The 25,426-nt window shown below is 73.5% G+C and carries 25 protein-coding genes, 2 tRNA genes, 2 rRNA genes and 1 other RNA gene; 17 read left to right on the top strand and 13 right to left on the bottom strand.

Going from position 1 to position 25,426, the window contains the following annotated elements; genetic code table 11:
- The 3 genes from ABZ452_RS12945 to ABZ452_RS12935 form a co-directional block, all read left to right on the top strand.
- A 23S ribosomal RNA gene (locus ABZ452_RS12945) occupies window positions 1-95 on the top strand; the annotation flags it as partial.
- Between the two features lie 75 nt (window positions 96-170).
- Window positions 171-287: ribosomal RNA gene (gene rrf, locus ABZ452_RS12940) — 5S ribosomal RNA — on the top strand.
- A gap of 249 nt (window positions 288-536) precedes the next feature.
- The gene (locus ABZ452_RS12935) at window positions 537-1,163 is read left to right on the top strand and encodes an NADPH-dependent F420 reductase (protein WP_357941955.1); all 627 of its coding nucleotides are present in this window, start codon (window positions 537-539) and stop codon (window positions 1,161-1,163) included.
- Window positions 1,164-1,239: 76 nt separating this feature from the next.
- Here ABZ452_RS12935 and ABZ452_RS12930 read toward each other — a convergent pair whose 3' ends face one another.
- The gene (locus tag ABZ452_RS12930; protein ID WP_357941953.1) at window positions 1,240-3,054 is read right to left on the bottom strand and encodes a VanW family protein; all 1,815 of its coding nucleotides are present in this window, start codon (window positions 3,052-3,054) and stop codon (window positions 1,240-1,242) included.
- A 194-nt stretch (window positions 3,055-3,248) separates the two neighbouring features.
- Here ABZ452_RS12930 and nudC point away from each other — a divergent pair, with 194 nt between their 5' ends.
- From nudC to ABZ452_RS12915, 3 genes are all read left to right on the top strand, one after another.
- Entirely contained in the window at window positions 3,249-4,172 is a 924-nt protein-coding gene (gene nudC, locus ABZ452_RS12925) for an NAD(+) diphosphatase (protein ID WP_357941951.1), read from the top strand.
- Window positions 4,173-4,625: 453 nt separating this feature from the next.
- Entirely contained in the window at window positions 4,626-5,177 is a 552-nt protein-coding gene (locus tag ABZ452_RS12920; RefSeq protein ID WP_357942017.1) for a DUF6230 family protein, read from the top strand.
- Between the two features lie 80 nt (window positions 5,178-5,257).
- Window positions 5,258-6,829, top strand: coding sequence for a DUF6114 domain-containing protein (locus tag ABZ452_RS12915; protein ID WP_357941949.1), 1,572 nt, complete (start codon window positions 5,258-5,260; stop codon window positions 6,827-6,829).
- Between the two features lie 67 nt (window positions 6,830-6,896).
- On the opposite strand, the gene ABZ452_RS12910 is transcribed toward ABZ452_RS12915, so the two are convergent.
- On the bottom strand, window positions 6,897-8,567 hold the full coding sequence (locus tag ABZ452_RS12910) for a DUF885 domain-containing protein (RefSeq protein ID WP_357941947.1): 1,671 nt from the start codon (window positions 8,565-8,567) through the stop codon (window positions 6,897-6,899).
- A gap of 151 nt (window positions 8,568-8,718) precedes the next feature.
- Here ABZ452_RS12910 and ABZ452_RS12905 point away from each other — a divergent pair, with 151 nt between their 5' ends.
- On the top strand, window positions 8,719-9,690 hold the full coding sequence (locus tag ABZ452_RS12905) for a DMT family transporter (RefSeq protein ID WP_357941945.1): 972 nt from the start codon (window positions 8,719-8,721) through the stop codon (window positions 9,688-9,690).
- A 58-nt stretch (window positions 9,691-9,748) separates the two neighbouring features.
- Here the strand turns inward: ABZ452_RS12905 and ABZ452_RS12900 are convergent, their stop codons facing one another.
- Window positions 9,749-10,819 (bottom strand): PHP domain-containing protein, encoded by a 1,071-nt coding sequence (locus tag ABZ452_RS12900; protein ID WP_357941943.1) that lies wholly within the window; start codon window positions 10,817-10,819, stop codon window positions 9,749-9,751.
- Between the two features lie 70 nt (window positions 10,820-10,889).
- Window positions 10,890-11,642 (bottom strand): M23 family metallopeptidase, encoded by a 753-nt coding sequence (locus ABZ452_RS12895; RefSeq protein ID WP_357941941.1) that lies wholly within the window; start codon window positions 11,640-11,642, stop codon window positions 10,890-10,892.
- Window positions 11,643-11,851: 209 nt separating this feature from the next.
- Here ABZ452_RS12895 and ABZ452_RS12890 point away from each other — a divergent pair, with 209 nt between their 5' ends.
- The 4 genes from ABZ452_RS12890 to ABZ452_RS12875 all read left to right on the top strand — a co-directional run bounded on the left by ABZ452_RS12890 (window position 11,852) and on the right by ABZ452_RS12875 (window position 13,669).
- Window positions 11,852-12,148: a hypothetical protein gene (locus tag ABZ452_RS12890; RefSeq protein WP_357942015.1), complete on the top strand. Its 297-nt coding sequence runs from the start codon at window positions 11,852-11,854 to the stop codon at window positions 12,146-12,148.
- A 72-nt stretch (window positions 12,149-12,220) separates the two neighbouring features.
- The gene (locus ABZ452_RS12885; protein WP_167364313.1) at window positions 12,221-12,394 is read left to right on the top strand and encodes a hypothetical protein; all 174 of its coding nucleotides are present in this window, start codon (window positions 12,221-12,223) and stop codon (window positions 12,392-12,394) included.
- Window positions 12,395-12,513: 119 nt separating this feature from the next.
- Window positions 12,514-13,041: a tRNA adenosine deaminase-associated protein gene (locus ABZ452_RS12880; RefSeq protein ID WP_357941938.1), complete on the top strand. Its 528-nt coding sequence runs from the start codon at window positions 12,514-12,516 to the stop codon at window positions 13,039-13,041.
- Window positions 13,042-13,219: 178 nt separating this feature from the next.
- A complete protein-coding gene (locus tag ABZ452_RS12875; RefSeq protein ID WP_192580001.1) occupies window positions 13,220-13,669 on the top strand; it encodes a nucleoside deaminase in 450 nt (149 codons plus the stop codon).
- A gap of 64 nt (window positions 13,670-13,733) precedes the next feature.
- On the opposite strand, the gene ABZ452_RS12870 is transcribed toward ABZ452_RS12875, so the two are convergent.
- From ABZ452_RS12870 to deoD, 3 genes are all read right to left on the bottom strand, one after another.
- Complete coding sequence (locus ABZ452_RS12870) at window positions 13,734-14,186, bottom strand: thioesterase family protein (RefSeq protein WP_357941936.1); 453 nt, start codon at window positions 14,184-14,186, stop codon at window positions 13,734-13,736.
- Window positions 14,183-14,821 (bottom strand): TetR/AcrR family transcriptional regulator, encoded by a 639-nt coding sequence (locus tag ABZ452_RS12865; RefSeq protein ID WP_357941934.1) that lies wholly within the window; start codon window positions 14,819-14,821, stop codon window positions 14,183-14,185. The genes ABZ452_RS12870 and ABZ452_RS12865 overlap by 4 nt, the downstream gene beginning before the upstream one ends.
- Window positions 14,822-14,933: 112 nt before the next feature.
- The gene (gene deoD, locus ABZ452_RS12860; RefSeq protein WP_357941931.1) at window positions 14,934-15,641 is read right to left on the bottom strand and encodes a purine-nucleoside phosphorylase; all 708 of its coding nucleotides are present in this window, start codon (window positions 15,639-15,641) and stop codon (window positions 14,934-14,936) included.
- Between the two features lie 75 nt (window positions 15,642-15,716).
- Between deoD and ABZ452_RS12855 the strand changes: the two genes are divergently transcribed.
- Window positions 15,717-15,803, top strand: a tRNA-Ser gene (locus ABZ452_RS12855).
- Between the two features lie 481 nt (window positions 15,804-16,284).
- Here ABZ452_RS12855 and ABZ452_RS12850 read toward each other — a convergent pair.
- The 4 genes from ABZ452_RS12850 to ABZ452_RS12835 form a co-directional block, all read right to left on the bottom strand.
- On the bottom strand, window positions 16,285-16,938 hold the full coding sequence (locus tag ABZ452_RS12850; protein ID WP_357941928.1) for a flavin reductase family protein: 654 nt from the start codon (window positions 16,936-16,938) through the stop codon (window positions 16,285-16,287).
- 84 nt (window positions 16,939-17,022) lie between these two features.
- Window positions 17,023-17,517 (bottom strand): hypothetical protein, encoded by a 495-nt coding sequence (locus ABZ452_RS12845; protein ID WP_357942012.1) that lies wholly within the window; start codon window positions 17,515-17,517, stop codon window positions 17,023-17,025.
- 32 nt (window positions 17,518-17,549) lie between these two features.
- A complete protein-coding gene (locus ABZ452_RS12840) occupies window positions 17,550-18,164 on the bottom strand; it encodes a hypothetical protein (RefSeq protein WP_357941926.1) in 615 nt (204 codons plus the stop codon).
- Between the two features lie 53 nt (window positions 18,165-18,217).
- Window positions 18,218-18,739, bottom strand: coding sequence for a winged helix-turn-helix domain-containing protein (locus ABZ452_RS12835; protein WP_357941924.1), 522 nt, complete (start codon window positions 18,737-18,739; stop codon window positions 18,218-18,220).
- 96 nt (window positions 18,740-18,835) lie between these two features.
- Between ABZ452_RS12835 and ABZ452_RS12830 the strand changes: the two genes are divergently transcribed.
- Window positions 18,836-20,065, top strand: a complete 1,230-nt coding sequence (locus tag ABZ452_RS12830) for an MFS transporter (RefSeq protein WP_357941922.1) — start codon at window positions 18,836-18,838, stop codon at window positions 20,063-20,065.
- On the opposite strand, the gene ABZ452_RS12825 is transcribed toward ABZ452_RS12830, so the two are convergent.
- Together ABZ452_RS12825 and ABZ452_RS12820 are read right to left on the bottom strand one after the other, a co-directional pair.
- Window positions 20,055-20,798, bottom strand: a complete 744-nt coding sequence (locus ABZ452_RS12825; protein ID WP_357941920.1) for a 3-oxoacyl-ACP reductase family protein — start codon at window positions 20,796-20,798, stop codon at window positions 20,055-20,057. The genes ABZ452_RS12830 and ABZ452_RS12825 overlap by 11 nt on opposite strands.
- 115 nt (window positions 20,799-20,913) lie before the next feature.
- Window positions 20,914-20,998 (bottom strand) — tRNA-Ser (locus ABZ452_RS12820).
- Between the two features lie 82 nt (window positions 20,999-21,080).
- Between ABZ452_RS12820 and ffs the strand changes: the two genes are divergently transcribed.
- The 4 genes from ffs (at window position 21,081) to recR (ending at window position 25,147) form a co-directional block, all read left to right on the top strand.
- An RNA gene (gene ffs / locus ABZ452_RS12815) (signal recognition particle sRNA small type) lies at window positions 21,081-21,171 on the top strand.
- Window positions 21,172-21,278: 107 nt separating this feature from the next.
- Window positions 21,279-24,128 carry a DNA polymerase III subunit gamma and tau gene (locus ABZ452_RS12810; protein ID WP_357941918.1) on the top strand — a complete coding sequence of 950 codons (2,850 nt, stop codon included), beginning with the start codon at window positions 21,279-21,281 and terminating at the stop codon, window positions 24,126-24,128.
- Between the two features lie 108 nt (window positions 24,129-24,236).
- Window positions 24,237-24,545, top strand: a complete 309-nt coding sequence (locus ABZ452_RS12805; RefSeq protein WP_357942010.1) for a YbaB/EbfC family nucleoid-associated protein — start codon at window positions 24,237-24,239, stop codon at window positions 24,543-24,545.
- 8 nt (window positions 24,546-24,553) lie between these two features.
- Window positions 24,554-25,147, top strand: coding sequence for a recombination mediator RecR (recR, locus tag ABZ452_RS12800; protein ID WP_357941916.1), 594 nt, complete (start codon window positions 24,554-24,556; stop codon window positions 25,145-25,147).
- Window positions 25,148-25,426 lie beyond the last annotated feature (279 nt).

The following is a 25,426-nucleotide window of genomic DNA, read 5'->3' as shown; positions in this document are numbered from 1 at the left end:
AGGCCCCCAGCTAGACGACTGGGTTGATAGGCCGGAAATGTAAGCCCGGTAACGGGTTCAGTTGACCGGTACTAATAGGCCGAGGACTTGACTACTAAGCTGCTACGCGTCCACTGTGCAACTCTGAACGAGCGAACAACCTGTTGGTTGTTTTGACATGTTCATAGAGTTACGGCGGTCATGGCGGAGGGGAAACGCCCGGTCACATTCCGAACCCGGAAGCTAAGCCCTCCAGCGCCGATGGTACTGCACTCGGGAGGGTGTGGGAGAGTAGGACACCGCCGGACAATCTTCCAGCCAGGGCCACCCTTCGGGGTGGCCCTGACTGCGTTTGTGGCCCGCTTCGGTGAATCGCCCCGGGCACGCCGCCGCGTCTCGTACCGTCGGTGCGGGAACCGCCCGCGCCTGCCCCGTCAGGCGGGCGGAAAACGTGACGTGGTGTACCCGCCGTCCATGATCGGGACGGACCGCTGGGGGTACCTGCTGATGGTTCGGCCGGAACTGACCGCCAGGCGCTGGCGGAGGCAGGAGTGGTCATGAAGATCGGAATCATCGGGTCGGGGCACATCGGAGGCACCCTCACCCGGCGGCTGCGCACCCTGGGCCACGACGTCACGGTGGCGAACTCGCGCGGACCGCAGAGCCTGACCGACCTCGCCGCGGAGTCCGGTGCCACGGCCGGCACCCTGGAGGAGGCCGTCCAGGGCGCGGAGCTGGTCGTCATCGCCATCCCGCTCAAGGCCGTGCCGGAGCTGCCGGCGGCGCTCTTCGACGGCAAGCTGGTCGTCGACGCGGACAACTACTACCCCGAGCGGGACGGCGACATCCCCGAGCTGCTCGATCGCAGCCTCAGCTCCAGCCGCTGGACCGCGGACCACCTCAAGGGCGCCCGCGTCGTGAAGGTCTTCAACAACATCCAGGCCGCGTACCTGATGGACAGCGGCAAGCCGGCGGGCATGCCGGACCGCATCGCGTTGCCGGTGGCCGGGGACGACGCCGAGGCCAAGCGGGTGGTCATGGAACTCGTGGACGAGCTGGGGTTCGACCCGGTCGACGCCGGCACGCTCGACGAGAGCTGGCGGCAGCAGCCGGGCACCCCGGTCTACGGCACCGACCGCGACGCGGACGGCGTACGGCAGGGATTGGCCGCGGCGCGGCCCTGAGCGGGCGTACGACAGGAAAAAGCCCCGCCGGCCAGGTGGCCCGGCGGGGCTTTCCCGTGCGTGCGCTCGACGGGCGTCAGGCGGGCGGCTTGGCGCAGATGAAGCGCGGCTCGGGGTCGTAGCGCCAGCTGAACTTCTCCCGCTTCACCACCTTGCCGTCCTTCTTGATGACCCGGTAGGCGTCCTGGGCGAAGCCGACGCTTCCCGCAGCGGAGATGCAGCTCGGGCCGGGATCGAGGTAGACGGTCTTCGGCTGGGTGATGTTCCGGCGCGGCCCGTACTCCGTCTTGACGCTGTCGTAGATCTTGGTGCTCCACATCGACACGGTGATTGTGCTGGAGGTGTAGGACGTGTCGATCAGGACGCCGTGCGGAGTGTTGTTGCGGAACTTGAAGTCCAGCTGCGGCCAGAAGATGGTCGACTCGATGACCGCGGGGTAGCGGCTGAAGTAGAACGAGTGCGGCTTGTGCTCGACGTCCTGCAGCCCGGCGTAGTAGCTGGCGTTGAAGAGCGTCGTGGTGAACTGCGAGACCCCGCCGCCCACGCCGGGCACCAGCTTGCCGCCGACGATGGTCGGCGCGTCCTTGTAGCCCTGGTCGTAGCCGCGTTCGCCGGTGTGGGCGTTGAGCGAGAAGGTCTCCCCCGGCCGCACGATGGTGCCGTCCACGTCCTTGGCGGCCTGGACGATGTTCTGGCTGCGCGGCGAGGAGAGACCGCCGGGGAACCGGGTGGTGAAGGTGGAGACCCGCTCCTTGATGCCCAGCTCGGCGAGCTTGGCCTCGGTCAGCTCGGGCTCGGCCGGCTTCAGCGCGGCGGTCACCGTGCGACCGTCCGCCCTGGGCAGCACGGCGAGCAGGTCCCGGCCGAGCGCCGCGGCGTCGACCTGCCGGCCGGCCCGGCCGGGCACCACCTTCGGCTTGCCGCCGCTGATGGTCAGCCCAGCGTCCTTCGGCGCGACCTCCAGCTTCGCCAGCCCGTCGCCGAGCGCGGTCCGCAGCCGCTTGACGTCGACGCGGGGGGTCAGCTTGCCGGTGTCGTCGGCGGCGAAGCGCAGGCCCCGGGCGATGGCGGTGGGCGGGATGGTGACCTTGCCGCCATCGGTGGTGAGCGTGACGGGCGCCGCGACCGCCGGCCGGGCCAGCTCGGCGACGAGCCCGTCGACCTCCTCCCGGCTGGTCGCCGGCCACTTCTCGACCAGCGGCACGGTCACCGGCTCGCCGGCCAGCCAGCCGGCCTTCACGACGTGGGCCGCGCCGGCCGCGTCGACGGTCAGCGCCGGCTTCGGGTAGACCGGCTTGGGGGTGGTGCCGGTGAAGATGATGGCCGGCATGGTCATCTCGCGGCCCTGGTCGCCCATCGCCGTGCGCAGCGCGGTCTCCAGGCGGGCGGTGTCGACGGTCACCACCGGCTCGACCGTGCGGGAGCCGACGAGGCGGCTCACCGGGTGCGCCTCGGCGGCGGCCGCGGCCGCCACGGTGGCGTCCACGTCGATGGCGAGCCCGACGTCGGCCGGCTTCAGCTCGGCCTTCTTCTCCCCCACGGTGACGGTGACCGGTGCGTTCAGCGTCGCGGCGCGGCGCGCCAGCTCGGCGTGGAGCGCCCGGGCCGCCTCGGCCCGACTCCGACCGCCCAGCTCGGCGCCGAGGACCGTGGTGCCCCGGGGCACGTCGCCGGCGTACGCGTAGGCGCCCAGACCGGTGCCGGCGGCCAGCACGGCGGCGACGATCCCGCCGGCGAGCAGCATCCGCCCCCGGGACCGCCCCGACTTCCCGGGCCCGCCCGCGGCGGGTGCGGCGGCCGGTTCCGGCTCGACGTCCGGCCAGCTCACCGCGGCCACCTTCACGGTGGGCCGGTCGTCGGCGGAAGGCACTTTTTCGCCGTACAGCGTCACAGCAACCTCGATCGGAAGTACCACGTGGGGACCGCTTCCCCCACGGGAGACACCTACGGTAACCAACGCCCGAGCCGGCCGGGAGTCTCCGCCCCGGGGGTCGTCGGGACCGTGCCGTCCGCCGTTCCCGGGTGTCGCGGTCATCACCCCTGGCCGGGCCCCCGCTCCGGTCCGGATCGTGGGACGGTGGCCGGGTGCGGACGGATGAGCGGACCCTGGCGTACGGCGGTGGCTGGCTGGACCGGGCGAGCGCGCTGCGCGCCGACCCGGGGTGGGTCGCCGCACGGCTGACCGACCCGGAGAGCGCGCTGCTGCCGCTGTGGCGGGACCGCTGCCTGGTCTCGGCCGACCGGGTGCCGGTGCGCCGCTCCGTGGCCGAGGCGGCCGGGCTGGTCGCCGCGGCCGACGAGACGGTGTTCCTCGGGCTGGACGCCGGCCGGGCGGTGTTCGCCGTGGACGTTTCCGGCTGGGGCGAGGCCGAGGCGTGCGAGCTCGCCGGCGCGGCCGGGGCGGTGGACGTCCGGGCGCTGGTGGGCGGCCTGGCGCCGGCCGAGGCGGCCGTCCAGGCGTACGCGAAGGGGTTGCTGCACTGGCACCGGGATCAGCGGTTCTGCGGCGGCTGCGGGGCGGCCACGGTGGCGGGCGACGGCGGGCACACCCGGTCCTGCACCGGCCCCGGTTGCGGCCGGCTGCTCTTCCCCCGGATCGAGCCGGCGGTCATCGTGCTGGTCGAGGCGCCCGGTGAGCCGGAGCGCTGCCTGCTGGCCCGGCACCGGGGCGCGGCGGAGGACTCCTGGTCGACCCTGGCGGGCTTCGTGGAGGTCGGCGAGAGCCTGGAGGACGCGGTCCGCCGGGAGCTGGCCGAGGAGGCCGGGGTGGCGGTGGTCGACGTGGCGTACCAGGGCTCGCAGGCCTGGCCGTTCCCGGCCGGGCTCATGGTGGGCTTCCGCGCGACGGCGGCCTCGACGGAGGTGCGGGTCGACGGCGAGGAGCTGGTGGACGCGCGCTGGTTCACCCGGGCGGAGCTGCGGGAGCGGGTGGCGGCGGGGCGCCCGCTGGGCCGGATCGACTCGATCGACCACCATCTGCTGCGGTCCTGGTTGGACGGCCGGAGCTGACTGGCCGCCGGACGGTCAGCCGGGCCGGCCGGACGGGTGAGCGGGGCATCACCCTCAGCGGCTTGTCAGCTGTCCGTTACTGAACTGTGACTTAGGCCCGTGACGGCTACCACAGGTGAAACGTCTCTGTCTTCCTGTCGTAATAGGGCCGTTTTGCCCTGAGCCCCTTGCTGTCGGGATGTTAACCGATGGTAACCGTGGGCGATCTTGATACCACGACTGTGTTACCCGTCAGTAGCAAGGGGCTTGTGAGGTCTGTCGCTTCGCGAGAGCATCCAATCCGCGTACCGCGCAGTCCGTCGGCACAACGGGCCCGCGCCGCCCCGCAGCTTTCCCCCGTCCCGCGTCGCGTCCCGCGCCGGTGACGCACCCCCCGTCGAGGAGGACCTTGTGAGTGAATCGGAGAACCGCCAGCTGAGTGGCGGCACCCGCTGGCGTCGTTTCGCCGCCGTGATGGTGCCCGCCACCGTCGTGGCCGGCGGCATCGTGCTGGGCATGGCCAACGGCGCCATCGCGGCCTCGTTCGCCGTCTCGGGCTCGACCTTCAAGGTCGGCGCCTCGAAGCTGGAGGGCAACGGCTTCAAGCAGTACGGCGGCCTGGTCAAGGAGAGCGACGGCACCCAGCACCCGGTGGCCGTCTCCGAGATCGCCGACGCCAAGCTCTACGACCTCTGCCAGTCGGTCAACGCCAGCCTTCCGGGCATCCCGATCGTGCTGACCATCAACGCCGGTGGCAACGGCAAGCCGGCGACCGCCACGGACCTGCTGATCGACATGGACTCGCTCGAGGGTGACGCCACGTTCGAGAAGATCAAGATCGGCCGCGACGCGGGCGACATGAACCCGGCGCAGCCCGTCCTGCCCAAGTCCTTCGGGCAGAGCGCGGACAAGGTGACCATCACCGACCTGGAGCAGGTGGCGCGGTCCACCAGCGCCGGCGTCTTCACCCTCAACGGCCTGAAGCTGAAGGTCAACGTGGGCAAGGACGCCAAGGAATGCTTCTGATCTGATGTCGAGGCCCGCGGAGGGCGCCCTCCGCGGGCCTCGTCCTTGTCTCACGCCGTCAGCACCGCCAGGAGGAGTACGTGACAACCGCCGAGACGCAGCAGGCCGAGCCCGGTCGGGCCGGCCAGGCGTGGCGTAACTTCCGCCGGTGGCGGCGGACGCGGCCGTTCTGGGGCGGGCTCTTCACCGCGCTGGCCGGTCTCGAGATCTTCGGCACCACCCAGATGAGCCTCCACGGCCTCACCTTCCAGATGGGGCCCACCGGCTTCCTGTCCTGGCTGATCCCGGTCATCCTCTTCACCTGCGGCATGCTGCTCTGGTTCAGCCCGCCGCAGCGCATGTTCTACGCGGTGGTCGCCGCGGTCACCGCGCTCTACTCGATGATCGGGGTGAACCTCGGCGGCTTCTTCATCGGCCTGCTGCTCGGCATGGTCGGCAGCGCCCTCGGCTTCGCCTGGGTGCCGCAGAAGCAGCCGGCCGCCGAGCCCGTCGCGCCGGTGGAGCCGGCGGAGGAGGACGACGCGACCGGGGAGCCGGAGCCGGCCCTCGTCGACGAGCTGCTGCCCCGGCAGCGCGAGGACGAGACGACGGGCGTCCTGACCGACACCCTGCCCGAGCCGCGTAACCCGCTGCGCGAGGCCGCCCCGGCGGACCCGCCCGGCGCCACCGACAGCACCCAGGTGCTGCCGGCCGTCGGACCGGACACGCCGCAGGGCGGCAGCCACCGGGACCCCAGGGCGTACGCGATCCTGTTCGTGGTCGCCACCGTCTCCGCGGCCGGCCTGTTCGCGCTCCGCGGTCAGGAGCCGGCGGTCGCCGCGCCGTCCGCCTGCCCGACCGCAACGGCCCCGGCCCCGAGCGCGTCGGCCTCCGCCTCCGCCTCGGCGTCGCCGTCGGCCACCCCGAGCACCCCGCCGGCCGAGGAGAAGAAGGACTCGGACGGCAACCTGCTGACCGACATCGTCGACGGCATCACCAATCTGTTCACCGGGGGCGACGACCCCGAGCCGTCGCCCAGCCCGAGCACCTCGTCCGCCCCGGCCGCGGCCGAGGCGCCGGCGGCTGCCCCGACCGGGAGCGCCACCGCCACGCCGAAGCCGAGCGGCAGCGCAACGACGAAGCCGTCCGCCCCGGCGAAGCCGGACGCCGACTGCGACAAGCCGGCGCCGACCAAGCCGAAGCCGGTCGAGGAGGGCAAGCCGCTGCCGAAGCTGGCCGCCGACCCGGACCAGCCGATCGTCGCGGACCCGCCCTCCAAGCTCACCGGCTCCAAGGTGACCATGACCGGGCTGCGGTTCGAGGGGATCGTCGAGCTGCCCACCCGGGACGGCACGCTCAAGTGCCTGAAGTTCACCATGGACAAGGCCGTGACGGAGGACTTCACCCTCCTGGCCAGCGGTCCGGCGGGCAAGCACCAGCGGTACGTCACCGACCGGCTCACCGTCGAGGGCGACGTCGCCTTCTACGCGACCCGGTTCGTCGGGCGCTTCCTCGGCATCAAGATCACGCTCACCCCGGACCTCCCGTTCCCCGACGGCCTTCCGATCACCTCGCCGATCCCGCTCGACTTCACCGACCCGGTGATCGACCTGGCCTACGAGAACTCCAAGTCGCTCACCGCCCGGCCGGTGCTCAAGCTCGACCTGACCTGACCCGGACAGCCAAGCGAAACGGCCGGGAGCCGGAGGATCCCCTCCGACTCCCGGCCGTCGTCGTCGTTCAGAGCCGGGCCAGCGCGCGACGCAGCGGGTCGAGCCCCAGCGAGCCCAGGTCGAGCGCCTGGCGGTGGAACTCCTTGAGGTCGAAGTCGGCGCCCTTACGGGCCTTCGCCTCCTCCCGGGCCTGGAGCCAGATCCGCTCGCCCACCTTGTACGAGGGCGCCTGCCCCGGCCAGCCCAGGTAGCGGTTCAGCTCGAAGCGCAGGTTCTCGTCCGGCACCCGGCAGTGCGCGCGCATGAACTCCCAGCCCAGCTCCGGCGTCCAGCGCTCGCCCGGGTGGAAGCCGAACGGGTTGTCGGCGGGGATCTCCAGCTCCAGGTGCATGCCGATGTCGACGATCACCCGGGCGGCCCGGAACGCCTGCCCGTCGAGCATGCCGAGCTTGTCGCCCGGGTCCTCCAGGTAGCCCAGCTCGTCCATGAGCCGCTCGGAGTAGAGCGCCCAGCCCTCACCGTGCCCGGAGACCCAGCAGAGCAGCCGCTGCCACCGGTTGAGCAGGTCGGCCCGGACGGCGGTCTGGGCGACCTGGAGGTGATGGCCCGGCACGCCCTCGTGGTAGACCGTGGTCACCTCGCGCCAGGTGGAGAAGTCGATGATGCCCTGCGGCACCGCCCACCACATCCGCCCGGGCCGGGAGAAGTCCTCGCTCGGGCCGGTGTAGTAGATGGCGCCGTCGCTGGTGGGGGCGAGGCAGCACTCGATCCGGCGGACCTGTTCCGGGATGTCGAAGTGGGTGCCGTGCAGCTCGCTCATCGCCTTCTCGGCGAGCGCCTGCATCCAGTCCCGGAACGCCTCCTTGCCCTGGATGGTCCGGGCCGGGTCCGCGTCCAGCGCGCGCACGGCCTCATCGACCGTGGCGCCCGGACCCACGATGCGCCCGGCGACCGTGCGCATCTCACTCTCCAGGCGGGCCAGCTCGGCAAAACCCCAGGCGTACGTCTCGTCGAGGTCGACCCGGGCGCCGAGGAAGTACTGCGAGGCCAGCTCGTAGCGCTCGCGGCCGGCGGCCTGCTTCTGCCGGCCCCGCGGGGCCAACTCGGTGCGGAGGAACTGCCCGAACTCGGCGGTGGCGGCCGTCGCGGCGGCCGCGCCCTTGCGCAGCTCCGCACCGAGCGAGCCCTCGGCGCCGAGCCGCTCGGCCAGGCCGTGGAAGAAGTTGTCGCCGTTCGGGTCGACCCAGATGTCGCACTGCTTGGCGACCTCGACCAGCTGCACCTGCGAGCTGACCTGGCCGGCCGCCGCGGCCTCGCGCAGCGTGCGCTTGTAGCCCTCCAGCGCGCCGGCGAAGCGGTTGAGCCGGGCGGCCACGTTCGCCTTGGCGTCGTCGCCCTCCGTCGGCATGAGGTCGAAGACCATCCGCAGGTCGTGCAGCCCGCTGGCGATCACGTTGACCTCGCTGCCGGTCTCGCCGGCCTCGTAGCGCGCGAGCTCCAGGCCGAGGCGCTCCTGCATCGCCTCCTTGGCGGTCCGCTCCGCCTCCGTGTCCGGCTCGGTCACGTCGAGGTCGGCCAGGGTGCGCCGAGTCAGGTCGGCGCGGGCCGTGTAGCCCTCCGGGGAGAGGTCGTCGAGCTGGTCGTCGTAGCCGGCGATGCCGACGTAGGTGGCCCCGGTCGGGCTCAGCGGAGCCCAGTCGGCCACATATCGGTTGGCGAGGTCATCGATTCGTCCCACCAGGCGACCCTACGTGACCGCACCACCCCGTTGTCGACGCTGTTCGCCGAGTTCGAGGGAGCAGGTCCGGTGTGGTCGGGCGGCTGTGGCGGTCGACACGGCGTCCGAATTTCGCGGGACTTCGTCGTACCCCTGCGGCAGAGTGTCAGGGGTGACAGCGGATATCACTCCTGACCGGGCACCTCTGCGGAGCTGGCTGCCCGGATTCGTCGCACTCGGCGTGATCTGGGGTTCCAGCTTCCTCTTCATCAAGGTGGGAGTGGCCGAGCTGCACCCGCTGCACCTCACCCTCTACCGGGTGGCAACCGGTGCGGCGACGCTGCTGGTGGTGCTGGCCGTGCTGCGCGACCGGCTGCCCCGCGAGCCCCGGGTCTGGGCGCACCTGCTGGTGGTGGCCGCCTTCGGCGTCGCGCTGCCGTTCACCCTGTTCGGCTTCGGTGAGCAGCGGGTCGAGTCGATGCTCGCCGGCATCTGGAACGCCACCACGCCGCTGATCGTGCTGCCGCTGGCGGTGCTGGTGTTCCGCACCGAGCGGCTGACCGTGCGGCGAGCGGTCGGGCTGGGGCTGGGCTTCGCCGGTGTGCTCGTGGTGCTCGGCGTCTGGGAGGGCGTGGGCGGCTCGCACTTCACCGGCCAGCTCATGTGCCTCGGTGCGGCGGCCTGCTACGGGGTGGCGATCCCGTACCAGAAGAAGTTCATCGCGGGCAGTTCGTACTCCGGGCTGTCGCTGTCGGCGGCGCAGCTGCTGGTGGCGACGGCGCAGCTCGCGGTGGTCGCGCCGCTGGTGGCGGGCGCGCCGCCGGCGCCCACCGGGCTCTCCGCGAAGGTCGTGGGCTCCGTGCTGGCGCTCGGCGCGCTCGGCACCGGGCTGGCCTTCGTGATCAACCTGCGCAACATCCGCGTCGCGGGAGCGAGCACGGCGTCCACCGTCACGTACCTGATCCCGGTGTTCGCGGTGCTGGTCGGTGCGGTGGTGCTCGGTGAGCGGATGAACTGGCACCAGCCGGCGGGCGCCCTGGTCGTGCTGCTCGGCGTGGCCGTCGCGCAGGGCATGCTGGGCCGGCGCCGGCCCGCCCGGACCCCCGCCGCGGCCACCCGTCCGGCGGTGCCGGCGGGCCGCTGAGCGCCGCATCGGCGAGCTGGCGGGGTCCGGAGCTCCCGGATGCCGCCACCACGGCGGCTCAGCCGCGGCCGGCCGTCCACTTCACCAGGCGGTCGGCCTTCCAGGTGTTGACCACCCGCTCCGCCGGCACGCCGCAGAGCGCGGCCCGTTCGCAGCCGAAGCGCTGCCAGTCCAGCTGGCCGGGGGCGTGCGCGTCGGTGTTGACGGCGAACCGGCAGCCCGCCTCCAGGGCGCGGCGGATCAGCCGCTTCGGCGGGTCCTGCCGCTCCGGCCGGGAGTTGATCTCGACGGCCACGTCGTGCTCCGCGCAGGCCGCGAAGACCGCCTCCGCGTCGAAGTCGCTCTCCTTGCGGGTACGCGCCCGGTGCCCCCGGTCGCCCGGGCCGGTCACCCCGGCCGGCCGGGAGGAGACCATCCGCCCGGTGCAGTGCCCGAGGATGTCCAGGTGCGGGTTGGCGATCGCGGCCAGCATCCGGCGGGTCATCTTCGCCCGGTCGTCGCTGAGGCCGCTGTGCACCGAGCCGACCACCACGTCGAGCCGGGCCAGCAGCTCCTCGTCCTGGTCCAGCGAGCCGTCGGCCAGGATGTCCACCTCGATGCCGGTGAGGATGCGGAAGCCCTTCGGCAGCGCCTCGTTCACCGCGGCCACGTGGTCGAGCTGCTTGCGCAGCCGGTCCGCCGTGAGCCCCCGGGCCACCTTCAGCCGGGGCGAGTGGTCGGTGAGCACCACGTACTCGTGCCCCAGCTCGACGGCCGCCAGGGCCATCTCCTCGATCGGTGAGCCGCCGTCGGACCAGTCCGAGTGGGTGTGGCAGTCGCCGCGCAGCGCGTCCCGCAGCTTCGCGGCGGCCTCGTCCAGGTCGGTGCCCTCGGTGGCGACCAGCCGACGCAGGTAGACCGGCTCCTCGCCGGCCAGCGACTCGGCCACGCAGCGGGCGGTGACGTCGCCGACCCCGGACAGCTCGGTGAGCTTGCCGGTGCGCGCCCGCTCGGCCACCTCGCCGGCCGGCAGGGCGCCGAGCGCGTTGGCCGCCGACCGGAACGCCCGGACCCGGTAGGTGGCCTCGTTCGCCCGTTCCAGCAGGAACGCGATCCGCCGCAGGTCGGCGATGGGGTCCCGGGCAGTCATGCCCTGCAACCTACGCGCCCGCGTCGTCCGCCGCGCGGTGTCGCCCGGGGGTGTCGGGAGTGGACGCCGGTCAGCCGGCGGCCGCGGAGCCGCTCGGCGCCTTCGGGCAGCCGTGCCGGCGCTGCCAGGCGGTCACCTCGGCGGCCGGCGCCCGGTTGCCCCGCTTGCGCCACGAGTCGAGGTACTTCGCCGGCCAGACGACGCCCCGCCGGATCCACCAGTCGTCGTGGCCCGTGCACTTCGGGGACAGCCCGAAGTGCAGGTGGCAGACGTTGTTGGCGTTGCCGGTGTGGCCCACCTTCCCGAGTTGCTGGCCGGCCCGGACGCGGACGCCGGCGTCGACGCCGGTGGCGATCGCGCTCAGGTGCGAGCCGTAGTAGCGGACCCCGTCGTCGCCGAGCAGCGACACCGACAGCCCGCCGTTGTTCGGCCCGAGCGGCCCCCGCTTGCTGAACCGGTCCACCCGGCTCACCTCCAGGATCACGCCGTCGGTGACCGCCACCACCGGCTCGCCGCAGTCGGCGAAGATGTCCGTCCCCGGGTACGCGGAGTGGGTGGGGTGGTAGTCGACGTTGCCGGCGCGGACCGGGAAGACGTGCCGTGACGCGGTGCGGCTCGGTGACGGGGACGGCGTGGGCGGGGCGGCCGACGTGGCGGGACCGGTCGGCTGGGCCCCCGTGGCCGGCGCGCTCGGGCTCTGCCACGAGTTGCCCGGCGCCGCGGTGGGGCCGGCGTCCGTGGCGCAGCCGGCGGCCAGCGCCGCCACGAGCAGCAGGACCGGGTACGCCGGGCGCGCGCGGCGTCCGATCGATGACGAGCGCATCCGGTCATCCTGGCAGACCACTACCGTAGGGACGAACGCTGCGACGGCTCGGTCCGGGTCCGTCGCTCTGCGTGACCTCGGTACGTCTACGGTCCGTGAAGGGGGCAGCGGTGACGAACGGGTGGCACGACGTGGCCGGTGAGCCCGGCGCGGGTCCGGTGCGCCCGCTGCCGCGGACGCCGTCGGGGCTCTTCCCGTCCGGTGCGCCGATGCGGCCGAGTTACCGCGAGCCGCACCCGGTGACCGGTGCCGGTGTCGCGACCGGCGCGGCGACCGCGTTCGTCTGGTTGCTGCTGTTCGGCCTGCTCGGGCGGGACGTGCCCGGCTACGCCTGGTGGACGCTGCTCGCCGGCGGGCTGGCCTGGCTGTCCGCCGCGGTGCTGGTCCGCCACGGCGATCGGGGGGTGGCCACGGGGGTCGCGATCGTCACGGCGGGTGGCTGGAGCATCGCCGCCGCGATCGTCGCGGTGCGCTGGGCGCAGAGTGGCGACTGGCCGCTCTGGTGACGGTGAGTGCCGGTTTCGCTGCGTAGCGAAGACCGTCTTGACGTACGCGCGGTGACGGTCCACGCTCGCGGTATGGCCTGGATCACCCCGCCGCGGCTCGACCCGGAACGGAGCCGCCGCCGCCTGCAACTCCTCGCCGAGTTGGCCGGTGCCCGCACGGTCCGGCAGCGGGAACGGCCGCAGCAGCGGGCCCGCTCCGAGCGCCTGCGCGAACTCATCGCGACCCGCCGGCGCATCGCCGGCTGACCGACTTTCTCCAGGTTCGACCGGCCCTTCGGGGCGTTGACCGGTCGCCTGCCGACCCGACCGGTTAACGTGCATCGCGTGACGAGTCGGCGTGCTGCCGAGGCCAATTTGGGGGGACCGTGTCGTACTTCGCTGCTGCCGTGGCGCGCGTCGAGGGCGCCTGGACCGCCGACGAGGTGAACCTGCGGGGGGTCACCGACATCGAGGAGGTGGCCGACCGGCTGCGCGACGTCGAGCCGGACGCCGACCTCTCCCTGCTGTTCGTCGAGGCCGACGACACGTACCTGGTGATCCTGCGCCTGGACGAGGGGGAGGACCTGCGGGTCTTCGGCTCCGACTCGGCGTACGCGGAGGAGTCCCGGCTGGGCGCGCTGCTGGTCGGGGACCTGAAGACCTCGGTCACCGGGTTGGAGGACGCCGACGAGCCGCGGCCGGCCACCGGTGGCGACGAGGAGAGCGAGCAGCCCGCCGTGGACCCGGAGGCCGACCCGGTGGGCGACGCGGACCTCCTCGCCGACCTGGGCATCCCCGCACCGAAGCTGCTCGCGCTGTGCGGGCACGAGGGGATGATGCCGGCCGACGTCACCGCCGAGGTCTGCCAGGTGCTCGGTTGCGCCGACGAGGTCGAGGAGCTGCGTGAGGTCTGAGCCGCCCGGCCCGCAGTGGACCGGCGGGGCGGAGCCGGCCGACGCCACCGACCCGGCCCTGGAGACCGTACGCCCGGGGCAGCCCACCCCCGGCCGCCCGGCACGGGTCGGACCGGGCGCGGACGAGGGCCTGGCCGACCCGGGCGGCGTGGGCCGCCGGCAGCGGCACGAGCTGTGGATGCGCCGGGCCCTGGAGGTCGCGGTGACCGGTCCGGACGGGGTCCCCGGCGACGGCGAGGACGCGGTCGAGGACGTCCCGGTCGGCGCCGTGGTCTACGGCCCGGACGGCGCCGAGCTGGCGATCGGCCGCAACGAGCGGGAGCTGACCGGCGACCCCACGGCGCACGCCGAGGTGCTGGCGCTGCGCCGGGCCGCCGAACGGCTGGGCCGCTGGCGGCTGGAGGGCTGCACCCTGGTGGTGTCCCTGGAGCCGTGCACCATGTGCGCGGGCGCGATCGCGCTGGCCCGGATCTCGACGGTGGTCTTCGGCGCGTGGGAGCCGAAGACGGGTGCCGTCGGCTCGCTCTGGGACGTGCTGCGCGACCGCCGCCTCACCCACCGCCCCGAGGTGTACGGCGGGGTGCGGGAGGCGGAGAGCGCCGCCCTGCTGCGGGCCTTCTTCCGGTAGGGAGAGGCCCCTTCCGGACGCCTCAGGTAGGGCACGGGCCCCCTGTTGACACGCCCGCGCCGGCTCAGGCTGGCAGGGGGGCGGGACGCAGCAGCGTCGCGGCCACCGCCCGGGCCGCCCCGGTCCACGCGGTCGGGCGCAGGGTGGCGGGGTCCAGCCGGACGATCGACCGGGTGCCGTCGGCGTGCAGGACCGTGCCGTCGATCGAGCGGAACTCGAAGGCGTAGCGGGCGCTGCTGGTGCCGAAGTGGTCCAGCCAGAAGTGCACCGCCACCGGGCCGACCCCGGTGACCGGGGCGCGGTAGGTGATGGTGAACTCCCGGACGGCGTGGAACACGTCGGGGGCGGCGTGCACGTCGCCGCGGAAGGCGACGCCGCGGTCGGCCCAGTACGGCGTCAGGGCGCGCTCAAGCAGCACCGCGTAGCGGGCGTTGTGCAGGATGCCCATGGCGTCGAGGTCGTCGAAGTGCACCGGGACGTGCTCGACGTGCCCGAACTCGACGGTGGTCTGGCTCATGACGGGCCTTCCGCTAGCAGGGTCGGGTCGGGGCAGAGTGCCCGCAGCCGGTTCAGCAGGCCCTGGCGGGCGTGCCGGTAGGTGATGTCCGGGTCGAGCAGCCGGGACCGCATGGCAGCGCTGATCCCCAGCGCGTCGATCTCGTACGCCAGCAGCGGCACGTCCAGGTCGGCGGGGAGTTCGCCGAGCTCGACGGCCTCCCGGACGAGGCGTTCGAGGAACGTGCTCCACCGGCTGAACGCCTCGGCGAGCCGGTCCCGGACCGGGCCGGGGCGGGCGTTGTACTCGAACTCGGTGTTGGCGAAGAAGCAGCCGCCGGGGAGGACCCGGGCGGCGTAGAACCCGATGCGTGCCTCGTGCAGCGCGCGCAGCCGGCGGACGCCCCGGGGAGCGCGCAGGGCGGGGGCGACGATCAGCTCCTCCCACTGCGTGACGGCGCGGTCGACGGTGGCGAGTTGCAGCGACTCCTTCGAGCGCCAGTGCGCGAAGAGGCCGGACTTGCTGACCCCGAGCCGCTCGGCGAGCTGGGCGAGGGAGAGCCCGTCCAGGCCGACCTCGGTGGCCAGCGACACGGCGGTGTCCAGCACCGCGGTGCGGGTGCGGTCGCCGCGGGCGACGCGGCCGTCGGAGGTCATGCGGGCAGCGTAACGGAAATAAGAACGACCGGTCGTATTTATTGATGTGACCCCGGTAACGCCGACCGCCCCGCCACCGAGCGGTGGCGGGGCGGTCGTGGATCGGGTCGGGTCAGGCGACGGCGGTGTCGAGGGCGATCTCGACCATCTGGCCGAACGTCTGCTCGCGCTCCTGCGACGTGGTCTTCTCGCCGGTCTTGATGTGGTCGCTGACGGTCAGGACGGTCAGCGCGCGAGCCTTGAACCGGGCCGCGATGGTGTAGAGCGCCGCCGACTCCATCTCCACCGCGAGCACCCCGTAGTCGGCGAGGGCGTCGTAGAGATCCGGCCGGTCGGTGTAGAAGGCGTCCGCGGCCAGGATCGGGCCGACCCGCATGGTGATGCCCCGCCGCTCGGCCACCTCGACCGCGGTGCGCAGCAGCCCGAAGTCGGCCACCGGGGCATAGTCGATCAACCCGTCGAACCGCATCCGGTTCATGTTCGAGTCGGTGGACGAGCCGATTGCCGCCACCACGTCGCGCAGCTGGAGGTCCTCGGTCAGGGCGCCGCAGGAACCGACCCGGATCAGCGTCTTCACGCCGTACTCGTTGATCAGCTCGTGGGCGTAGATGGAGGCGGACGGCATGCCCATGCCGGAGCCCTGGACGGAGACCTCGACGCCGTTCCAGCGGCCGGTGAAGCCCAGCATGCCGCGAACCGTCGTGTAGCAGCGGGCGTCCTCGAGGTAGGTCTCCGCGATCCACTTGGCCCGCAGCGGGTCACCCGGCATCAGGACCCGCTCGGCGATCTCTCCCGGCTCAGCGCCGATGTGCGTACTCATGGCAAGGATCCTGCCAGGCCGGGCACGGGGATACCGGTTCGGCGTCCAGACCCGGGGTCCTGTACCCTACTCGGCGGTGGCGTGTCCGAGTGGCCTAAGGAGCACGCCTCGAAAGCGTGTGAGGGTTTACGCCCTCCGCGGGTTCAAATCCCGCCGCCACCGCTCGTGAGACGCGAGAACGCCCGGTCGATCCGTGAGGATCGGTCGGGCGTTCCGCTTCTGGTCTCGGTTCCGGTCTCAGTTGGGTTCAAGGGCGTACCTCCACCGGCAACAATCTGGTCGACCAAACGTACGACCGGCCCGGGTGGTCGCGCGCCTGATCGAGCAGGTCTCGAAACCGAGTCGCCCGCTGGGCCAACACGATAATTTGACGATATGGGCATCACCGGGGGAATTGCATGCGTCTTTCTGGCCGTCATCCTCGGGGCGTTCATCGTGTACTGGGTTGTGGTTTACGGGTCCGGCTGGAAGCAACCACCATCGCCACCACCGGACGAGCCAACGCCCCCGGAGCATCCGCGCGGCCATCCCTGACGGGAGCGACCGATCCTGGCGCACCAGGTCAGGAAGAGGGCCGACAAGGCAGCGCGGGGTTCGGCTCGGCCGTCACCTCGGGCCGGGCGTTCCGCGTACGGCCTCGTGGTCAGCGGCTCCGCCGGGGCGTCTCGGCGCGGAAGCTACGCCCAAGCTCGGGGCCGAGCCCGTGGTAGTGGCGGAAGTTGTAGATCAACGGGCTCCACGCGACCGGGTCGATGTGCTGGGAGCCGGGAATGACTATCCGCGGATCGGCATGGACCCTCAGCACGTGGGCCTCGACCATCAGGAACGTTCCGGAGGCGTCGGGTTGGACGCGGGCGGCGCGTGCCTCCAACTGAAGCGGGCATTCGGCGACCCGGGGTGGCCGGACCAGTTCGGCGGGCTCGGGTCGCAGGCCAGCGGCGGCGAACTTGTCCGGCTCGAAGCGGAAGGCGCCGCGCTTGTGGGCGGGTACCGGGTCGCGGCCGGTCAACGGGGCCAGCCGCTCCACCGCCGGCCACTGGGCGGGTGCGGGGAGGTTCATCACCAGGTCGGGCCGGCTGAGGAGGTTCTGTGCGCTCTGCCCGTCCGGGCCCAGGCCCAGGACGACCACCTGGCCGAGTGCCCAGGCGGAGGAGATCGGCGCCAGATTCACCGAACCGTCCTCGTTCTCGGTCGAGAGCAGCACGACCGGTGTGCCGAAGTACAGGATGCTCGGCGTGATGGCGACATGACCGGCCGGCGGATGATCGAGCGCGCTGGTGGGCGTTGCGGTGTTCATGGGGCCCGACCGTAGGTCGGAGATCCTTCGGCTCACGCCGAAGCGTCTCGGGCGCAGGTGCGACGTCGGCGCGCCAGTGTCCGGTCAGCAGGGGCCGTAGCCCTCGTCGAAGAGGCGGCGGGCCCAGTCCGCGTACCCGGCGATGATCTTCCGGACCGTGGCGCCGTCGTGCAGGAAGAGGTACGCCCGGTCGCCGCTGCGGGCGAGCAGCCCGTCGAACCGGTGCATCTCCTGTGGAGCGTCGAGCGGGACCACCTCCGGATACGCCGCGTGCACGGCGTCGACGGGGGTGCCGACAGTGATCCCCTCCGGGGTGCTCATCGGGTCGTCGAGCCAGAGCAGGACGAGCCGGTCGTCGACGAAGATCGGGCTGACGGCGCCGTGCCCGGCCAGTGTCGGCCCGCACGCGTCCTCGTCGGTGCGCAGCACGCCGCGCCGGGTCAGGTCCTCCTCGGTGGCGCCGAACTCGGCGTTGCCCAGCCCGTGGAGGCTGACCACCTCGGCGGCTCCGACCGGCCGGGCCGGCACGTCCGGCCCCTGTGGACGGACGCCGCTGCCGGCGATCGAGGCGGCCGTCATCAGCGCGGCGATGAATCCGAATTGTCGCAGTTTCATGCAATCCCCCAGTCCCCAACGGGACCGGGGCGATTGGGTTGCTGGTGCTGGTCGGATTGGCGCAGTTCCCATTCCTCCGCCAGCTCGTCCCAGTAGTCGGCGGACAGCCCGCGCCGCCCGTGCGCCAGCCAGCCGGCCGTGTCGCGCTCCAGGTGCAGGCCCAGTTCGGCGAACGGGTCGATCCACGGCCCCGGCTCGGCGCCCAGCCGGGCGAGCGCCGCGTTGATCGGCCACTCGGCGCGCGGCCGGTCCAGCCGGTCGTCGAAGCAGGGCCCCCAGCTCGGCCCGCCGCCCAGCCAGACCGCCGCGGCCTGGTGGCCCAGCCCGCCGGCGAACTCCGCCTCCAGGTAGGCCACCGGCCCCCGCCGGGACCAGCGGGCCAGCAGCTCGTCCAGAGCCGGTGCCAGGACGAGCTGGAACGGGTGCTCCGCCGACGGCTCCCCGGTGGCGAAGTCGGGCAGCCGGCCGGTCAGCTCCTCGACCAGTTGCGGGGTGACCGGCAGCAGCGCGAAGTCCTGGCGGAGCGCCGCGAGCACCGCGTGGTCCAGCCCGGCGGTCTGCTCGCGCAGCAGCTCGACGTCGGCGACCACCGCGCTGAGCTGGTAACTCATCCGATCCCCTCGGCGTCCACAGGCTGTGGATGGAACATGTGTACGACGGTCGGTCAGTCCTCGGTGGCCGGCGTCGGGTCGGTCATCTCGAAGGCCATGAGGGTGGCGCCCACCCGGACCGTACCGGGAGCGTGCGGCGGCTGGGCGGCGTCGTGCAGCTCGGTCATGATCGCGTGCAGCCGCCGGCGCGCCGCCGCCCACGCGTCGGGGGACACCCACAGCTCGGCGTCGGTGGTGACGCCGGAGGTCCCGGGGGCGCGACCGGCCACCCGGTCGAGCAGGTTGCGGGCCAGCGACTCGGCGAGCAGCGGCTGCCCCTCCTGCTGCTCGGTGAGCCACGGGCCGCGCACCGCGCGGTAGCGGCGTTCCCGGCCGCCGCGCCGGGCGCGCACGTCGGCCAGCTCGACCAGGCCGGCCGCGTCCAGCCGGCGCAGGTGCTGGCTGGCCAGGGCGTGCGAGATGGCCAGCTCCCGGGCCAGCGCGGCGGCGGAGAGCGGCGCGCTCCACAGCAGCGAGAGCATGCGCAGTCGTACCGGGTGGGCCAGCGCGCGCAGGCGCGGATCGGTGGTGCTCACGGCCGCCATTGAACCGCACCCACCCACCGCGCCCACCCCCAAGCATTGACTTGGGGGTCGGGTGTGGACAGAATCGCACCGCACGGGGGAGGTGCCATGAGCTGGGGTACGACCAGGGTGCTGGGCAACCGCGACGCCGGCCGCTACCTGGCCGGCGTGCTGGTGTCCGGCTTCGGCACGGCCGCCATGCTCCTGGTGGCCGGGATCTGGGTGAAGGACCTGACCGGGTCGAGCAGCCTCGCTGGGCTGGTCACCCTCGGCACCTGGGGGCCCACCCTGGTCGCCCCGCTCATCGGCATGCTCGCCGACCGGTTCCGCCGCCGGCCGCTGCTGATCGCCCTGCACCTGGCCATGGCCGCCCTGCTGCCGGTGCTGCTGCTCGTCGACTCCGCCGCCCGGGTCTGGCTGATCTTCGCGGTGATGGTCGCGTACGGGGTGAGCTTCGTGCTGATCGACTCGGCCGAGGCGGCGCTCGTGCCGGCCGTGGTCCCCGGCGAGCTGCTCGGCGACTTCAACGGGCTCCGGACGACGGTCAACGAGGGCATGAAGCTGGTCGCTCCGCTGGCCGGCGCCGGCCTCTTCGCCGCGTACGGCGGGCCGCCCGTGGTGCTGCTCGACGCCGCCACCTTCGCCCTCGCCGCGCTGCTGCTCGCCCTCCTCCGGGTACGCGAGGCGCCCCCACCGCCGCCCGAACCCTGGACCCGCCAGCTCGCCGAAGGACTCGGGCACCTGCGCCGGCACGCGGCCCTGCGCCACCTCGTCGCCTGCGCCGGCGCGACGCTGCTGCTGACCGGGATCAACGGCGCCGTCGCGTACGCCGTCGTGGACGCCGGCCTGCACCGGCCGCCGGAGTTCAACGGGGTGCTCGCCACCGTGCAGGGCGTCGGGGCCCTGGCCGGTGGCCTGTCCGCCGGGACGCTGCTGCGCCGGCTCGGCGACCGGCGCCTGACCGCGGTGGCGGTCGCGGCCCTCGCCGCCGGGCTGGCGCTGCGCGCGGTGCCCGCCCTCGTCCCGGTGGCCGCCGGCACCCTGGCGGTCGGGTTCGGCGTGCCGCTCGTGCTGATCACCGTCTGGACCGCCGTGCAGCGGGAGACGCCGAACGTGCTGGTCGGGCGGGTCTCCGCGACGGTGAACACGCTGACCTTCGGCCCCGGCACGCTCGCCGTCCTGGCCGGCGCCGGCCTGCTGGAACTGGTCGACCACCGGGTGGTCCTGTCGGCCGCGGCGGCCGGCGCGGTGCTGGTCGCCGGCTGGGCGCTGCGCGTACCCCGGCAGGGGCCGGCCGAGGTGGAGCCGGCCCCTGCCGCGACGCCGGTCAGCTCGTGAAGCCGCCGTCCGCGTTGATCGTCGCGCCGGTCACGTACCCGCCGTCCGGCCCGGCCAGGAAGGCCACGACGGCGGCGATCTCGGCCGGGGCAGCGTAGCGGCCCAGGGCCGTGAAGCCCCGGATCGTCTCCGCGTTCGGCCCGTCCGCCGGGTTCGCGTCGGTGTCGGTCGGCCCGGGGTTGACCAGGTTCGCGGTGATCCCCCGGCCGCCCAGCTCCCGGGCGAGGCCCCGGGTCAGGCCGAGCAGGGCGGTCTTGCTCATCGAGTAGAGCGCGAGACCGGGGAAGACCGCCCGCTCGGCCACGTTGCTGCCGATGTTCACGATCCGCCCGCCGTCGGTCAGGTGTGGGACCGCCGCCTGGGCGAACACGAACGGCGCCCGCACGTTGACCGCGATCGTCCGCTCGACCTCGTCCGTGCCCAGCTCGCCCAGCGGGCCGGTCAGGAACACCCCGGCGTTGTTGACCAGCACGTCCAGCCGGCCGAACTCCCCGGCCACGCGGTCGACCGCCGCCCGCACCGCCGCCGGGTCGGCGCTGTCGGCCGGCACCGCCAGGGCACGCCCGCCCACCGCCTTGATCTGCTCCACCAGCTCGGCCGCCCGGTCGGCGCGCCGCTCGTAGGTCAGCGCCACGTCGGCGCCCTCCCGGGCGAGCCGCAGCGCCACCGCCGCCCCGATACCCCGGCTGCCGCCGGTCACCAATGCCACTTTTCCGTCCAGAACTCCGTTCATGCCACAAGCCTGGTCGGCGGCGGACGGAGAGTCTGGCGGCGATCAGACGCCGCGTTGAGCGACCGGGAGAACGACGAAGGGCCAGCCCTGAGCGGGGCCGGCCCTTCGTCGACGGCGGAGGATACGAGATTCGAACTCGTGAGGGTGTTAACCCAACACGCTTTCCAAGCGTGCGCCCTAGGCCTCTAGGCGAATCCTCCGCGAGCCAGGATACAGGTCTCCGACCGGCGAGCCACCCCACCACCCCCTGAAGATCCACCCCGCGTCGGGTAGGCTTGGCGGCACCCCCCGTGCGGCGTGCATCTCGTGAACCTCCCCAGGGCCGGAAGGCAGCAAGGATAAGCGGGCTCTGACGGGTGCACGGGGGGCCTTTCTGTCTCCGGGTCCCGGTAACGTCGCTGCAGGTCGGGTCACGGGGTGGTGGGTGGTCACCCGGGGCCGACCGGCGCAGAATGGCTCGGTCGAGAGGAGGCGGGACGGGTGGCACTGGCCCTTTACCGCAAGTACCGGCCGCGTACGTTCGCCGAGATGATCGGCCAGGAGCAGGTCACCGAGCCGCTGTCACAGGCGCTGCGCAGCGGCCGGCTCAACCACGCCTACCTCTTCTCCGGTCCGAGAGGCTGCGGCAAGACCTCCAGCGCCCGGATCCTGGCCCGCTCGCTCAACTGCGATCAGGGCCCCACCCCCGAGCCGTGCGGGCAGTGCTACTCGTGCCGCTCGCTGGCCCCCGACGGCGGCGGGTCGATCGACGTCATCGAGATCGACGCGGCCAGCCACGGCGGCGTCGACGACGCCCGGGAGTTGCGCGAGAAGGCGTTCTTCGCGCCGGCCCGCAGCCGCTTCAAGATCTATATCATCGACGAGGCGCACATGGTCTCGTCGGCCGGCTTCAACGCCCTGCTCAAGCTGGTCGAGGAGCCTCCGGAGTACGTCAAGTTCATCTTCGCCACGACCGAGCCGGAGAAGGTCCTCGGCACGATCAAGTCGCGGACCCACCACTACCCGTTCCGGCTGTTCCCGCCGAAGGTGGTCCGGCCCTACCTGGAGCAGCTCTGCGAGGCGGAGGGGGTCAAGGTCGAGCCGGCGGTCTTCCCGCTGGTGGTGCGTGCCGGCGGCGGCAGCATGCGGGACAGCCTCTCCGTGCTCGATCAGCTCATCGCGGGTGCCGGCCCCGAGGGCGTCGGCTACGCACGGGCCGCCGCGCTGCTCGGGGTCACCGACGCCGCGCTTATCGACGAGATGTGTGACGCGCTCGCCGCCGGGGACGGCGCCGCCGCGTACGCCACCGTCGACCGGGTCGCCGAGGCCGGGCACGACCTGCGCCGGTTCGCCTCCGACCTGCTGGAACGGCTGCGCGACCTGATGGTCATGCAGCAGGTGCCGGACGCCGCCGCCAAGGGCCTGATCGACGGCCCCGACGACCAGATCGAGCGAATGGCCGCCCAGGCCCAGCGGCTCGGCCCGGCGACCCTGTCCCGCTGCGCCGACATCGTGCACAACGGTCTGGTCGAGATGCGCGGCACCACCGCGCCCCGGCTGCTGCTGGAGCTGATCTGCGCCCGGATGCTGCTGCCCGGCGTCGACGACTCGTCCGGTGGCCTGCTCCAGCGTCTGGAGCGCATGGAGCGCCGGCTCACCCTGGGTGGCGCCGAGCCGCCGCCGGCCGCCGCCGGCTCCGCGCCGGCCGCTGTCGCCCCGGAGGTACGCCCGGCGCCTCCCGCCCCGACCGCGGCTGCCGCCACGCCCGACCCGGAGTCCGCCGGCACGCCGGCGGCTGCCGGCGCTCCCGGCGGGGCGGCCGCCGCCCGCGCGGCCGCCGCGGCGGCCGGTGCCCGCTCGACCCCGGCGGCCCGCCCCGCCGACCCGGCCGAGAGCGGTCCCGCCCAGCCCGGTCCGGAGGCCCGCCCCGCGGCCCGGCCCGGCCCGGCCCAGCCGGCCCCGGGCCCGACCGACCGGGTGCCCGGTGGCCCGACGGCCGGCGGCCCGGCGTCCGGTGCTCCCGCCCGGCGTCCAGTCCCCGCCTCGGCGGTGCTGCCCGATCCGGCCACCCCGGAGCCGCCGCGCCCCGGCGCGGCCCCGGCCGGCGCGCTGGACGCCGTTGCGGTGCGCCGGGTCTGGCCCGAGGTGGTCGGCAAGGTCAACCGGAGCAACAAGCGGATCGCGGCGCTGATGCGCGACGCGGTGGTCCGCGACCTGGACGGCGACACGCTGGTGCTGACCGTGAAGTCGACGGTGCTGGCGAAGATGATGGCCGACCACGCCGCCGTGCTCACCGACGCGCTCTACGAGGAGCTGGGCGGCCGCTGGCAGATCCGGTGCGAGGTGGCCGGCGAGCGGGGCGCGGCCTCGCTCGGCGGCCCGGCCCGGCCCTCGGGCTCGTCCCGCGCGGCGTCCTCCGACCCGGCTCCGGCGGCCGGGGTGGATGCCGCACCCGCCCGTTCCGCCGCTGGCCCGGCCCGCTCGGCCGACCCGGCCGACGCACCTGGGAACCACGCCGGGGATCGGTCCGGGGACACCGCGGGCCCGTCCGGCTCCGCGGCGAGCCTTGCCGGTGGCTCGGCCGGGAACGCCGCCGGCCCGTCCGGCGGAGCCGCCCAGCGGTCGGAGCAGGGCCGGCGCGGGGCCGCCGGCCCGTCCGGTGGGGCCGCCCGCGGGTCGGAGCCGTCCGGTGGTCCGGCCCGCCGGCCGGCCGGCCCGGCTACGCCCGGGACGGGCGCCGGCGGGGACGACGACGAGGAGGACTGGCCGGAGCCGGCCCGACCCGGTGGCGTCGGACAGCCGGCGGGGAACGACGCGGCCTCGCCGGCCGGCACGGGCGACGACTGGCCCGAGCCCGCCCGTCCGGGCGGGGCGGCAGCCGTGGCCACGGCCACCGCGCCGGCCGCCGGCTCGACGGCCGCCACGGCGCCGGGCGTCGCGACGCCGGCCGTACCGAAGCCGGCCCGCCCGCCGGGCACGGCGCCGTCGCCGGCGGGCGGTGGCACGCCGAAGAACAGCGCGATCGCGGCCGCCCGGGCGGCCGCCGCGGCGGCCGCCGCCGGTGGCGGGCCGGGCAAGGGTCCGCGCGCGGCCCAGGCGACCCGGAAGACCGCGGACGCCGACTGGGCCGGGGAGCCGCCCTACGACCCCGACTACGACGGTCCGGTCGGCGGCCGGCCGGCGGCCCCCGCCCCGGCGGTGCCCGCCTACGAGGGCTTCGACCCGGGCGACGAACCGCTGGACGACGTGATCGACGAGCGGACCGCCCGGCAGTCCAGCGAGGAGCAGGCGGTGCAGTTGCTCCGCGAGGCGTTCGGGGCCGAGAAGATCGACGAGGTCGACGCGCGCTGAGCGCGCGCCGACCGCGAAGGAGCAGTGCCGCCGCCCGACTAGGCTGGGCGCGGCCGATCAGACGAGTGCGAGAAGGAGCCATCCGTGCGCCCAGGTGGACAGCCGAACATGCAGCAGATGCTGAAGCAGGCGCAGAAGATGCAGCAGCAGATCGCCAAGGCGCAGGCCGAGCTGGCCGAGACCGAGCTGACCGGCACCGCCGGTGGGGGCCTGGTCACCGCCACCGTCGCCGGCACCGGTGAGCTGAAGGCGATCAAGATCGACCCGAAGGCGGTCGACCCGGAGGACGTGGAGACGCTGGAGGACCTGGTCGTCGCCGCCGTGCACAACGCCGCCGAGGCGGCGAAGGAGCTGACCGAGAAGAAGATGGGCCCGGTCGCGGGCGGGATGGGCGGCCTCGGCCTGCCCGGTTTCTGAGCCGGCAGATGTACGAGGGTGCCATCCAGGACCTGATCGACGAGCTGGGCCGGCTGCCGGGCGTCGGCCCGAAGAGTGCCCAGCGGATCGCCTTCCACGTCCTGTCGGCGGATCCCGCCGACGTGAACCGGCTGGCCGGCGCGCTGCGCAAGGTCAAGGAGCTCGTGCGGTTCTGCACGACCTGCTACAACGTGGCCGAGTCGGAGCAGTGCCGGATCTGCCGTGACCCGCGGCGCACCGACGAGGTGCTCTGCGTGGTCGAGGAGCCGAAGGACGTCGTGGCGATCGAGCGGACCGGAGAGTTCCGCGGCCGCTACCACGTGCTCGGCGGCGCCATCAATCCGCTGGAGGGCATCGGCCCGGACAACCTGCGGATCCGGGAACTGATGACCCGGCTGAGCGGGGGCGCGGTCCGCGAGCTGATCCTCGCCACCGACCCGAACACCGAGGGCGAGGCGACCGCGACCTACCTGGCGCTGATGGTGAAGCCGATGGGCATCGCGGTGACCCGGCTCGCCAGCGGCCTGCCGGTCGGCGGCGACCTGGAGTACGCCGACGAGATCACCCTGGGCCGCGCGTTCGAGGGCCGCCGGGCGATCTGACCGGAGCGAACGAACAAGGCCGGCCGGTCCCGTGGAGGGGCCGGCCGGCCTTGTTCGCGTATCCGGAATGTGGGATGCGTGCGATTCGCCACGTGCACGCCACCCGGCCGGCGACTGGCCGGTTTTGCGGTGGTCCGTCCGATCCCACTATCTGCTCTCGGCTGTGACAGTCCTGTTTGTCGGGAGATCGGAAGCTGTCAGACCCGGCCACTTGGTGTCGGCTTGATAGCGATTGCCTCGCGGGCGTTCCGCATTCTGTGTGTCGTGTCATAGCCTCCC

This window comes from Micromonospora sp. NPDC005707 (assembly GCF_040631005.1).
Lineage (GTDB): Bacteria > Actinomycetota > Actinomycetes > Mycobacteriales > Micromonosporaceae > Micromonospora.
This window is presented reverse-complemented; position numbering and strand designations above follow the sequence as displayed.

Coding starts and splice junctions, on each gene's coding strand:
- deoD (WP_357941931.1), bottom strand. CDS start 15,641: ATGAGTACGCACATCGGCGCTGAGCCGGGAGAGATCGCCGAGCGGGTC.
- ABZ452_RS12900 (WP_357941943.1), bottom strand. CDS start 10,819: ATGACTGCCCGGGACCCCATCGCCGACCTGCGGCGGATCGCGTTCCTG.
- ABZ452_RS12845 (WP_357942012.1), bottom strand. CDS start 17,517: ATGACGGCCGCCTCGATCGCCGGCAGCGGCGTCCGTCCACAGGGGCCG.
- ABZ452_RS12830 (WP_357941922.1), top strand. CDS start 18,836: ATGAGCTGGGGTACGACCAGGGTGCTGGGCAACCGCGACGCCGGCCGC.
- ABZ452_RS12865 (WP_357941934.1), bottom strand. CDS start 14,821: ATGACCTCCGACGGCCGCGTCGCCCGCGGCGACCGCACCCGCACCGCG.
- recR (WP_357941916.1), top strand. CDS start 24,554: ATGTACGAGGGTGCCATCCAGGACCTGATCGACGAGCTGGGCCGGCTG.
- ABZ452_RS12885 (WP_167364313.1), top strand. CDS start 12,221: ATGGCCTGGATCACCCCGCCGCGGCTCGACCCGGAACGGAGCCGCCGC.
- ABZ452_RS12890 (WP_357942015.1), top strand. CDS start 11,852: ATGCGGCCGAGTTACCGCGAGCCGCACCCGGTGACCGGTGCCGGTGTC.
- ABZ452_RS12805 (WP_357942010.1), top strand. CDS start 24,237: ATGCAGCAGATGCTGAAGCAGGCGCAGAAGATGCAGCAGCAGATCGCC.
- ABZ452_RS12895 (WP_357941941.1), bottom strand. CDS start 11,642: ATGCGCTCGTCATCGATCGGACGCCGCGCGCGCCCGGCGTACCCGGTC.
- ABZ452_RS12825 (WP_357941920.1), bottom strand. CDS start 20,798: ATGAACGGAGTTCTGGACGGAAAAGTGGCATTGGTGACCGGCGGCAGC.
- ABZ452_RS12870 (WP_357941936.1), bottom strand. CDS start 14,186: ATGAGCCAGACCACCGTCGAGTTCGGGCACGTCGAGCACGTCCCGGTG.
- ABZ452_RS12920 (WP_357942017.1), top strand. CDS start 4,626: ATGGTGCCCGCCACCGTCGTGGCCGGCGGCATCGTGCTGGGCATGGCC.
- ABZ452_RS12840 (WP_357941926.1), bottom strand. CDS start 18,164: ATGAGTTACCAGCTCAGCGCGGTGGTCGCCGACGTCGAGCTGCTGCGC.
- ABZ452_RS12850 (WP_357941928.1), bottom strand. CDS start 16,938: ATGAACACCGCAACGCCCACCAGCGCGCTCGATCATCCGCCGGCCGGT.
- ABZ452_RS12935 (WP_357941955.1), top strand. CDS start 537: ATGAAGATCGGAATCATCGGGTCGGGGCACATCGGAGGCACCCTCACC.
- ABZ452_RS12875 (WP_192580001.1), top strand. CDS start 13,220: ATGCGCCGGGCCCTGGAGGTCGCGGTGACCGGTCCGGACGGGGTCCCC.